We start from the raw sequence: 10,057 nt of genomic DNA on the forward strand, positions 1-10,057 counted from the left end.
CCCGGGCCCGGCGGGTCAGCCGGTCGGACCCCCGCCGGTCGCCGCCCGGCGCCCGGCCGGGGACCCTGGAGGGAGTGCGGTCGCGGGTCCCGGCCCGGGGGCGCACGGCCCGGCGGCGGGCCTCGACTGGTCAGGAGTGTTCAGGTGGCGCACCCTCGGGGAGCGGCGGGCGGTGGGCGGCGGGGCGGGCGGCCCGTCGGCCGTACCGTCCGCGCCGTCGCGCACCGGGGGCCGTACGGGGGCGCCCCGCAGGCCCCGACCGCCCCGTACGGGGGGACCCGGAGGTTCCTGCGGGCGCTGCCGCCGCTGATCATCGCGGGCGGGATCGCCTTCGACCTGTCCACCCCGGCCGCGTACACCGCCTCGCCGCTCTTCTCCGCCGCCCCGCTGGTCGCCGCCCCGTTCTTCTCCCGGCTCACCACCCTGCTGACCGGGCTCGCCGCGATCCTCGCCTCGATCGGGCTGCACGCGTACAACGGCACGCTCCGGGACGTGCCCTCGCTCACCGAGACGCTGACCGTGGTGACGGTCTCCGCGCTGGCGATGGTGATCAACCTGGTGGTGCGGCGCAGCGGGGAGCGCCTCGCGTCGGCGCGGGTGATCGCGGAGGCGGCGCAGCGGGCGGTGCTGCCCGTGCCGGCGGAGCGGATCGGGGGGCTCCAGTGCGCGGCGCGGTACGAGGCGGCGCAGGCCGACGCGTTCATCGGCGGGGACCTGTTCGCGGTGCAGGACACCCCGCACGGGGTGCGGCTCGTGGTGGGGGACGTGCGGGGCAAGGGGATGGACGCGGTGGAGGCGGTGGCCGTGGTCATCGGCGCCTTCCGGGAGGCGGCCGAGCAGGAGGCGACGCTGGAGGGGGTGGCGCGGCGCCTGGAGCGGGCCCTCACCCGCGAGGGGGCCCGGCGCGAGGGGCTCGACGCCTTCGAGGGGTTCACCACGGCGGTGCTGGCGGAGGTCCCGCGGGCGGGCGGGCGCGTCCGCCTGGTGAACCGGGGGCATCCGCCGCCGCTGCTGCTGTACGGGGACGGGCGCCTGGAGACGGTCGAACCGGCCGAGCCGGCGCTGCCGCTCGGGATGGGCGAGCTGTCCGTCTGGCCGGACCGGGCGGACGAGCGGCCGTACCCGCCGGGCGCGACCCTGCTCTTCTACACGGACGGCGTGTCGGAGGCGCGGAACGCGCACGGCGTCTTCTACGACCCGGCGGCCCGGCTCGCCGGGGCGGTCTTCCCGGGGCCGGAGGAACTGCTCGACGCGCTCGTCGACGACGTGCGGCGGCACACGGGCGGCGGTTCGACGGACGACATGGCGCTGCTCGCGGTCAGCCGGCCGGCGGCCGGGGCCCCGGAGCGGCGGCGGACGATGCCGGTGGTGCCGCCGGGACCGGCCCCCTCCTGAGGTCCGGTCACCGTCCGTGCTCGCGGGGTGTCACAGTGATAACAATTGACACAAGGTCAGATTCCCGGGGTTTGCCGGTGGCGCACTGAAGGGGGGTCAACTCGGGCGAATCCCTGCCAATTCGATGAATGATCAAGGGGAACGGCTTGGAATCGGAGCACCGTGTCTATTAACGTTCGATAACGCAGCGCGGTCGTCCCAGCCGTCGCAAGAGACGGCTCCGTGCGCACGTGCCGAATCCCGAAAGGGAACCGGGGAACCATCCCTTGGGGTGAATCGGGCCCCTCGCACCTCCCCCGTGCGAACACGCCCGTAGGAGACCTTCCTGCTCCGAACCCGTCAGCTAACCCGGTAGGCGAGAAGGAAGGAAAGGAGCGCGCCTCCGTGGCGTCCAACACCCCCGTACCCGGAGCCCCCTTCGAGCCCTTCGGAGGCCCGGGTGCCTTCGGAGCGGACGACCCGGCCGGCTCCGCGCCGGACGCGTACGAGACCGCGTCCTTCACCCCCGCGCCCGGCGAGTGGAACCCCACCGAGGGCTCCCTGCGCGCCGAGAGCCGCTCCGGCGGCCGGCACCGGGTCGTGAAGCAGCGCTCCAACTTCGCCCGCTCCTCCACCGTCCTCGGCGTCGGCGTCATCGCCGCCGTCGGCGCCGGCGGCCTCGCCACCGCGCAGGAGAAGGCCCCGGTCGCGATCTCCCTCCCGGACCTTCCCGACCTCGGCCTGCCGGACGCCCACGACCTCCCCGGCGTCGGCGACCTCCTCCCCGGCGGCGAGCAGGAGACCGCCCCGGCCCGGGACTCCGCGCCGGTCGCCGCGGGCGGCGCGGCCGCGAAGCCGCTGACCTCGATCACGTACACCGCCCCGGCCGACACCGCCTCCACCGCCGCCGAGGAGCGCACCGCCTCCGCCGCCGACGCCGGCGAGGCCCTGCGCGCCCGCATCCTCCAGCAGGCCGAACAGCAGCAGCAGGCCGCCGTCGACGCCGAGAAGCTGGCCGCCGAGAAGGCCGCCGCGGAGAAGGCCGCCGCGGACGCCGCCGCCAAGGCGGAGGCCGCCGCGAAGGCCGAGGCCGAGGCGAAGGCCAAGGCGGAGGCGGAGCGCCTCGCCGCCGAGAAGGCCGAGGCCGAGCGCATCGCCGCGGAGAAGGCGGAGGCCGAGCGGCTCGCCCGGCTGGCCGCCAGCTACTCCATGCCGCTCTCCTCGTACACGCTCACCTCCACCTACATGCAGTCCGGTTCGATGTGGTCCTCCGGCTACCACACCGGCCTCGACTTCGCCGCCCCCACCGGCACCCCGCTCAAGGCGGTGCACGGCGGCACCATCACGTCCGCCGGCTGGTCCGGTTCGTACGGCTACCGGATCGTCCTGGAGCTGGAGGACGGCACCGAGATCTGGTACTGCCACCTCTCCTCCATGACCGTCGCCGCCGGCCAGACCGTCACCACCGGCGAGACCATCGGCCGCGTCGGCGCCACCGGCAACGTCACCGGCCCCCACCTCCACATGGAGGTCCACACCCCCGACGGCTCGGGCATCGACCCGGCGGAGTGGCTGCGCTCCAAGGGCCTGACCGTCTGACGGGCCCCGTGCCTTCCGGCCGGGGTTCAGGCTCCCCGGCCGGAATACGCCCGGCGGCGCAGGGGGTTGATCACCTCATGACCTCACCTCTGCGCCCGCTGGGCACCTCCGATCTGCGCGTCTTCCCGCTCGCCCTCGGCGGCAACGTCTTCGGCTGGAGCGCCGACGAGCGGCAGTCCTTCGCCGTCCTCGACGCCTACGCCGCCGCCGGCGGCAACTTCGTGGACACCGCCGACGTCTACTCGGAGTGGGTCGAGGGCAACGAGGGCGGCGAGTCCGAGACGATCATCGGCCGCTGGCTGGCCTCCCGCGGCAACCGCTCCGACATCGTCGTCGCCACCAAGGTCGGCGCCCACTCCCGCTTCAAGGGCCTGTCCGCCCCCACCATCAAGGCCGGCGCCGAGGAGTCCCTGCGCCGCCTCGGCACCGACCACATCGACCTCTTCTACACGCACTTCGACGACGAGTCGGTGCCGGTGGAGGAGATCGTCACCGCCCTCGACCAGCTGGTGAAGGAGGGCAAGGTGCGGGCCGTCGCCGCCTCCAACATCTCCCCGGAGCGGCTGCGGGCCTCCCTCGACTTCGCCGAGGCCGAGGGGCTCGCCCGGTACGTGGCGCTCCAGCCCGAGTACAACCTCGTCGCCCGCGAGAAGTACGAGGGCCCGCTCCTCGACGCCGTCGCCGGCGCGGGCCTCGCCGCCGTCCCGTACTTCGGCCTCGCGTCCGGCTTCCTCACCGGCAAGTACCGGCCCGGCCGGACCGTCGAGAGCGTCCGCGCCCCCCGCGCCTCCGCCCTCGCCGGGACCGCGCGCGGCCAGGCCGTGCTCGCCGCCCTCGACGAGGTCGCCGAGGCCCACGGCGCCGAGCCGGCGACCGTCGCCCTCGCCTGGCTCGCCTCCCGCCCCACGGTCGCCGCTCCGATCGCCTCGGCCCGCACGGTCGAGCAGCTGCCGGCCCTGGTCGCGGTCGCCGGTCTGACCCTGACGGACGACGAGACCGCCCGCCTCACGGCCGCCTCCGAGACGGCCTAACCCTTGTAGGGGTTGTAGCCGCCGTAGTCGAGGTACTGCGGCGGCACCCACACCCGGCCGGTGGCCCGCGCCGCGTACGAGAGCGCGGGCGCGGCCGTCGCCCTGCGCTGCCACAGGTGGTGCAGCAGCTCCTGCTCGCGGGCGGCGAAGTCCGGCACCGGGACCGTGCCCCGCCGGGCCCGCTCGCGCAGGAAGGCGAGGGTGGTGGCGAAGGACTCGTACTCGCCGACCGTCCGCGCCCCCACCTTGCCGTACGTACGGGACGCCACCTGGCGCGCGGTGCGGCGGGCCCGCATCGAGGAGAGCGCCAGCGGCTCCTCCGGGGAGAGCCAGCCGGCCGCCGCGTACGCCGGGAGCACGGCGGCGATGGTGCGCAGCTCCTTCTGCCGGCTCCAGATCGCGAGCCAGGTCAGCAGCCCGAAGGCCGGGACCATGAACATCGCGTACACGGCGTAGAAGGCGAGCGGGCCGCCGAAGGTCGCGGAGCCGTTCCACAGCGCGTGGACGCCCATCGCGAGCAGCAGTCCGGCGAGCGGCAGCAGCACCTTCCGCGGCCTCTGCCGCCTGCCGCGCGGGGCGAGCGCGGCCAGGCCGAAGCCGATGCCGGTGAGCACGGTGAAGAGCGGGTGCGCGAACGGCGACATCACGACCCGGACGAAGAAGGTGCCGGCGGTGACCGCGCCGATGCCGCCGTCGCCGAGGTCCTGGTCCTCGCCGAAGGCGTTGCCCAGGTAGAGGATGTTCTCGGTGAACGCGAAGCCGGTCGCGGTGAAACCGGCGATCACCACCCCGTCGACCAGGCTCCGGAAGTCCCGCCGCCGGAAGAGGAAGAGCAGCAGGATCGCGGCGGCCTTCGCGGACTCCTCCACCACCGGGGCGATCACGGTGGCGCCGAGGTCGTCGGCGGAGTTCGGGTCGGCGGTCGCGGTGGCGATCCAGCGGACGGCGAAGGTGTTCGCCAGGATCGCGACCAGGGCGGCGGCGAACGCGCCCCACGCGAAGGCGAAGAGCAGGTTCTTCCACGGCCCCGGCTCGACCCGGTCGAGCCACCGGAACGCGGCCATGAGCAGCGGTACGGGAAGCACCGCGAGCCCGAGCCCGACGAGGAAGCCCTCCGTGCCGGTCTGCTCCCGCACCAGCGCCAGGATCACCAGGGCGCAGAGCGCGAGCAGGGTGATCAGGGCGACGGCCCGCACGATCCGGCTCCGCCAGAAGGCCCGCCGCGGCCGGTACCGCCACTGGCTCCGGTCCGCGGCCACGGCGAACGACGGCTCGTCGCCCTCCCGAGCGGGCACGTCGGCGTGATCGGCGGCGTGACCGGTCGCCTCGACGGCCGGCGGCCCGGCCTGGGCCGGCAGGGACAGGGACCCGGGTGGCGGGCCGGTCCGGGACTCGGCCGGGAGCTCGGCCGGCGACTCGGTCGGGGGTTCGGGCTGGGGTGGCGGCATGGGGTGCGTCACGGACCGACCCTAACGACCCGCACCGACAGGGGCGACGGGGTTACCCGAGGACGGAGGTCACTTCCGGGAGGTCACTTCCGGGAGGTCACTTCCGAGAGGTCACTTCCGGCGGAAGAGCAGGTCGTGCACGACGTGCCCCTTGTCCAGGCCCTGCCCCTCGAACCGGGTCAGCGGCCGGAAGGCGGGACGGGGGGCGTAACCGCCCTCGGGGACCGTGTTCTCGAAGTCGGGATGCGCGGACAGCACCTCCAGCATCTGCTCCGCGTACGGCTCCCAGTCCGTGGCGCAGTGCAGGATCCCGCCCGGCTTCAGCCGGGTCGCGAGCAGCGTCAGGAACTCGGGCTGGATGAGCCGCCGCTTGTGGTGCCGCTTCTTGGGCCACGGGTCCGGGAAGTAGACGCGGCAGCCGTCGAGGGCGGCCGGGTCGAGCATCTCGCGCAGCAGGATGATCGCGTCGCCGTTGGCGACCCGGACGTTGGTCAGCCCGCCCCGGTCCGCGAGCCCGAGGAGGTTGCCCTGGCCGGGCGTGTGCACGTCGACGGCGAGGATGCCGGTGCCGGGGTCGGCGGCGGCCATCTGCGCGGTCGCCTCGCCCATCCCGAAGCCGATCTCCAGGACGACCGGCAGCCCGCCGAACATCTCCCGCAGGTCCAGCACCCGCTTGCCGTCGATGTCCAGACCCCAGTCCGGCCACCGCTTCAGCATCGCCTCGGCCTGCCCGGCCGTCACCCGGCTCCGGCGCGGCTGGAAACTCCGGATCCGCCGCTCGAAGTGCGCCCCCGCGGGGTCCGGCGAGGGTCCCTCGCCGGGCGCGAACATACGACTGCCGCGGCGCGCGGCGGGCTCGGTGCGGTTCTCATGCTGCTCAGACACAATGCCCCCATCGTACGGCGCCCGCGCCTGCGGGGCCGTCCGCGATGCCACCGCACCGCTCCGTTGCGGGCTGCGCCGCCGTTTCGTTGTGGGCAGGCGTTCCGCTGGGGCGGAACGGGTGGGCACAACGAAACGGCACCCTCAGCGGTGCCTCCGCGACCGGGCCTGGACCCGCACCACAGGTGCGCCGCGCACCGGGTGCGGGTTCAGGCCCGGAAAGCCTTGGCCCGGCAGGGGGCGCCGTCCCTGTGCCCACCCGTCCCGCCCCAGCGGGACGATTGCCCACAGGGACGGCGGGGCGCGGCCCACAGGGACGCCGGGGCGCAGCCCACACGGGACGGCGGGCGCAGCCCGTACGGGACGGCGGGGCGCGCGGCCCGTACAAGGGGGCGGCGGTGGAGGCGCCGCCTACAGGAGGGTCAGCGCCCGGCGGGCGATCTCGCGCCCGATGGGCAGCGACGCCGTCGCCGCAGGCGAAGGCGCGTTCAGGACGTGCACCGCCCGCACTCCCTCCCGGATGAGGAAGTCGTCCACCAGCGTCCCGTCCCGCAGCACCGCCTGCGCCCGCACCCCCGCCGCCACCGGCCGCAGATCCGCCTCGTCGACCCCCGGCAGCAGCCTGCGCACCGCCTCCGTGAAGGCCCGCTTCGACAGGGAGCGGTGCAGTTCGCCCGCCCCGTACCGCCAGTGCCGGCGCGCGATGGTCCAGGACCCGGGCCACGCGAGCGTGCCGGCGAGTTCGCCGGGGCGGACGACCCCCCAGCCGTACCCCTCGCGCGCCAGCGCCAGCACCGCGTTCGGCCCGATGTGGACGCCGCCGTCGATGCCGCGCGTGAGGTGCACGCCGAGGAACGGGAAGGCGGGGTCCGGCACCGGGTAGACCAGGCCCCGCACCGAGGAGGGGTCGGCCAGCTCGTAGTACTCGCCCCGGAAGGGGACGATCCGCATGCCCGGCTCGTCCCCGGCGAGCCGCGCGATCCGGTCGCAGTGCAGCCCCGCGCAGTTCACCAGGACCTTGCCGCGCACGATCCGCTGGTCGGCGGTCCGGACGGCGACGCCCCACGGGCGCCGGTCGATCGCGGTGACCTCCGCGCCGTACAGGATCTCGGCCCCGGAGGACTCGGCGAGCCGCAGAGCGACCCACTTGTAGTCGACGATGCCGGTGGTGCCGACGTGGATCGCGGCGAGCCCCCGCACGCGGGGCTCGTACTCGGCGATCTGCGCCGCGCCGAGCTCGCGCACCGGGATGCCGTTCTCCCGCCCGCGCTGGACCAGGGCGTGCAGCCGGGGCAGCTCCTCGCGCGCGGTGGCGACGACGAGCTTGCCCGTCACCTCGTGCGGAATGTCCCACTCCGCGCAGAACTTGACCATCTCCGCGGCGCCCTCGACGGCGAACCGCGCCTTCAGGGAGCCGGGCCGGTAGTAGATGCCGCTGTGGATGACCCCGCTGTTGCGCCCGGTCTGGTGGCGGGCGGGCCCCTCCTCCTTCTCCAGGACGGCGACGCGGGTGCCGGGGGCGGCGCGCTGGATCGCGTACGCCGTCGACAGACCGACGATCCCGCCGCCGATCACCAGCACGTCACAGTCGAACACAGCGCCACCTCCCACCCCTGATAGTGCACTGGCCCGCCGGCATTCCCGCTAAACGCCCATCCCGTGGGACGCGCGTCACGCTCCCGCGCGCCCCGGCACGCCGCCGCGGCGCGCGGGCGCACGCCGTCACTTCCGTCACGCCGTCACCCGGCCGGGCCGGTGGCCGGGCCGGTGGTCACGCCGGCGCGACCAGGAGCGGCCGGGCCCGTTCCCGCAGCTCCATGACCCGCGGCTCGTGCCCGTACGGCTCCAGGCGGTGCAGCAGGTCCCGTACGTACTCCGTGGTCCGCGCGGAGGAGATCCGGCCGGCCACCTCCACCGCGCGCGTGCCCGCCGCGCAGGCCGCGTCGAGGTTGCCGGACTCCAGCTCGGCGACGGCCGAGACGACGAGCCGCAGCCCGTGCGAGCGGACGAACTCCTCGGTGGGCCGGGACAGCGCCTGCTCGGTGAAGCGCCGCACCTCGCGCGGCATCCTGAGGTCCCGGTAGCACTCGGCGGCGTCCGCGCAGAACCGGTCGTACGAGTAGAAGCCCAGCCACGTGGGATCGGTGTCGCCCTCCCGGGAGCGCTCCAGCCACCCCTCGGCGGACTTCAGCGCCCCCGCCGCGGCGGGCCCGTCGCCGGCCTTGGCGTGGGCGCGGGCCTCGACGAGCCGGAAGAAGGACATGGTGCGGGCGGTGGCGAGCCCCCGGTTCCGTTCGAGCGCGGCCTGCGCGAGGTCCACGCCCTCGTCGGCGAAGCCCCGGTAGGTGGCCTGGAGGGACATCGAGGCCAGGACGTAGCCGCCGAGCGGCACGTCGGCCGCGGCGCGGGCGAGCCGCAGGGCCTGGATGTAGTACCGCTGGGCGGCCTCCTGCTGCCCGGTGTCGAAGGCCATCCACCCGGCCAGCCGGGTCAGTTCGGCCGTCGCCCCGAAGAGGGCCCGGCCGACCTCGTCGGAGTACGAGCCGAGCAGCAGCGGCGCCGCGTCCACCCTTAAGCACTCGGGCACCATCGAGGAACGCCAGTCCCCGCCGCCGTACTTGGAGTCCCACTTGCGGGCGTCCTCGGCGGCCTCGCGCAGCTTGGCGACGTCGCTGTGGCCCACGCGCACGTGCTCCCCGGTCCCGTCCGGTCCCGGCCCGCCGCCCGGCCGTCCGGCCTCCCGCTCCACCGACGGGTCGGCGGGGGTGATCAGCCACCGGGAGGCCGGCGTCGCGTAGGCGCTGACCGAGAAGGAACCGGCCAGCGACTGCCAGATCCCGCCCCCGCCGGCCCGCCGGCCGGCGAGATCCAGCCGGTAGAGGTCGGTGGCGGCGCGGACCGCCTCGCCCACGTCCCGGGGGAAGGCGAGGCCCACCTCGGGCGCCGGGTCGGCGTCCGCGAGCCCGATCTCGTGCAGCGGCACGGGCCGGCCCAGCTTCTGTCCGATCGCGGCGGCGATCAGGTGCGGGGCGGCGCCCTGCGGCACCATCCCCTTGGAGACCCAGCGGGCCACCGAGGTCTTGTCGTAACGAAGCGTCAGACCGCGCTGCGCGCCGAGGTCGTTGACGCGCCGGGCGAGGCCGGCGTTGCTGATTCCCGCGAGGGCGAGAACGGCGCCGAGCTTCTCGTTCGGCCCGCGTTGCTCCCTGGACATGACGCCACCCCTCGACATCCAGACGGCCGCCGCGCCGCCGGGCATAGGCGTGCGGCATTCGTAAGCACAGCGTAGTTCGCCGCATCCCCACCGTTAAGGGGCGGAGTTCCGTATGGCGAGATTGTTGTGTGAACAGCCGACCGGGGGCGCCCGCCCGCCGGGTCGTGCTCCGCCCGTGTGGCCGTGCGCCCGGCCGTGCGCTCTCGCCGCTCCCGGGGCGGGGGCGTTTCCATGAGTGCTGCGTGGGTCGGCCCGTCCGGCCGGGAGGCGGCGCCCCGTCGGGCGCCGGGTCCCGCACCGGTGGGCCGGGGGACACCGCCGCCCCATTCCCCGCGGGCGGCGGACGGCTCCGGGAGGCGGGTCGCCACCCGGCCCCCCCGCCACCGGGCCCCCCCCCGGGGGGGGGGGGCCGGGGGGGGGGGGGGGGGGGGGGGGGGGGGCCGGGCCGGGGGGGGGGGGCGGAGGCGGCTTCGTGGCTCATGTACACAGGGTGACGGGCCCGACGTCGT

The 10,057-nt window shown here is 75.3% G+C and carries 7 protein-coding genes and 1 riboswitch; of the genes, 3 read left to right on the plus strand and 4 right to left on the minus strand.

Translation table 11 applies throughout. The features are described from left to right. Positions 1 to 288 precede the first annotated feature (288 nt). From AB0E83_RS33795 to AB0E83_RS33805, 3 genes are all read left to right on the plus strand, one after another. Positions 289 to 1,395, plus strand: a complete 1,107-nt coding sequence (locus tag AB0E83_RS33795) for a PP2C family protein-serine/threonine phosphatase (RefSeq protein ID WP_362120393.1) — start codon at positions 289 to 291, stop codon at positions 1,393 to 1,395. A 221-nt stretch (positions 1,396 to 1,616) separates the two neighbouring features. Further along, a riboswitch (cyclic di-AMP (ydaO/yuaA leader) is annotated at positions 1,617 to 1,768 on the plus strand. An 11-nt stretch (positions 1,769 to 1,779) separates the two neighbouring features. Next, on the plus strand, positions 1,780 to 2,973 hold the full coding sequence (locus tag AB0E83_RS33800; RefSeq protein WP_362120387.1) for a M23 family metallopeptidase: 1,194 nt from the start codon (positions 1,780 to 1,782) through the stop codon (positions 2,971 to 2,973). A gap of 77 nt (positions 2,974 to 3,050) precedes the next feature. Continuing rightward, entirely contained in the window at positions 3,051 to 4,004 is a 954-nt protein-coding gene (locus AB0E83_RS33805) for an aldo/keto reductase (protein ID WP_362120389.1), read from the plus strand. Here the strand turns inward: AB0E83_RS33805 and AB0E83_RS33810 are convergent. The 4 genes from AB0E83_RS33810 to AB0E83_RS33825 form a co-directional block, all read right to left on the minus strand. Further along, positions 4,001 to 5,452 carry a PrsW family intramembrane metalloprotease gene (locus tag AB0E83_RS33810; protein ID WP_362120394.1) on the minus strand — a complete coding sequence of 484 codons (1,452 nt, stop codon included), beginning with the start codon at positions 5,450 to 5,452 and terminating at the stop codon, positions 4,001 to 4,003. The genes AB0E83_RS33805 and AB0E83_RS33810 overlap by 4 nt on opposite strands. 111 nt (positions 5,453 to 5,563) lie before the next feature. Then, positions 5,564 to 6,283 (minus strand): tRNA (guanosine(46)-N7)-methyltransferase TrmB, encoded by a 720-nt coding sequence (gene trmB, locus AB0E83_RS33815; protein WP_362120396.1) that lies wholly within the window; start codon positions 6,281 to 6,283, stop codon positions 5,564 to 5,566. A 462-nt stretch (positions 6,284 to 6,745) separates the two neighbouring features. Beyond that, the gene (gene lhgO / locus AB0E83_RS33820) at positions 6,746 to 7,930 is read right to left on the minus strand and encodes an L-2-hydroxyglutarate oxidase (RefSeq protein WP_362120391.1); all 1,185 of its coding nucleotides are present in this window, start codon (positions 7,928 to 7,930) and stop codon (positions 6,746 to 6,748) included. A 175-nt stretch (positions 7,931 to 8,105) separates the two neighbouring features. Continuing rightward, positions 8,106 to 9,548 carry an MFS transporter gene (locus AB0E83_RS33825; protein WP_362120392.1) on the minus strand — a complete coding sequence of 481 codons (1,443 nt, stop codon included), beginning with the start codon at positions 9,546 to 9,548 and terminating at the stop codon, positions 8,106 to 8,108. Between the last annotated feature and the right edge of the window lie 509 nt (positions 9,549 to 10,057).

It is taken from the genome of Streptomyces sp. NPDC035033, from assembly GCF_040636735.1.
Classification (GTDB): Bacteria; Actinomycetota; Actinomycetes; order Streptomycetales; family Streptomycetaceae; genus Streptomyces.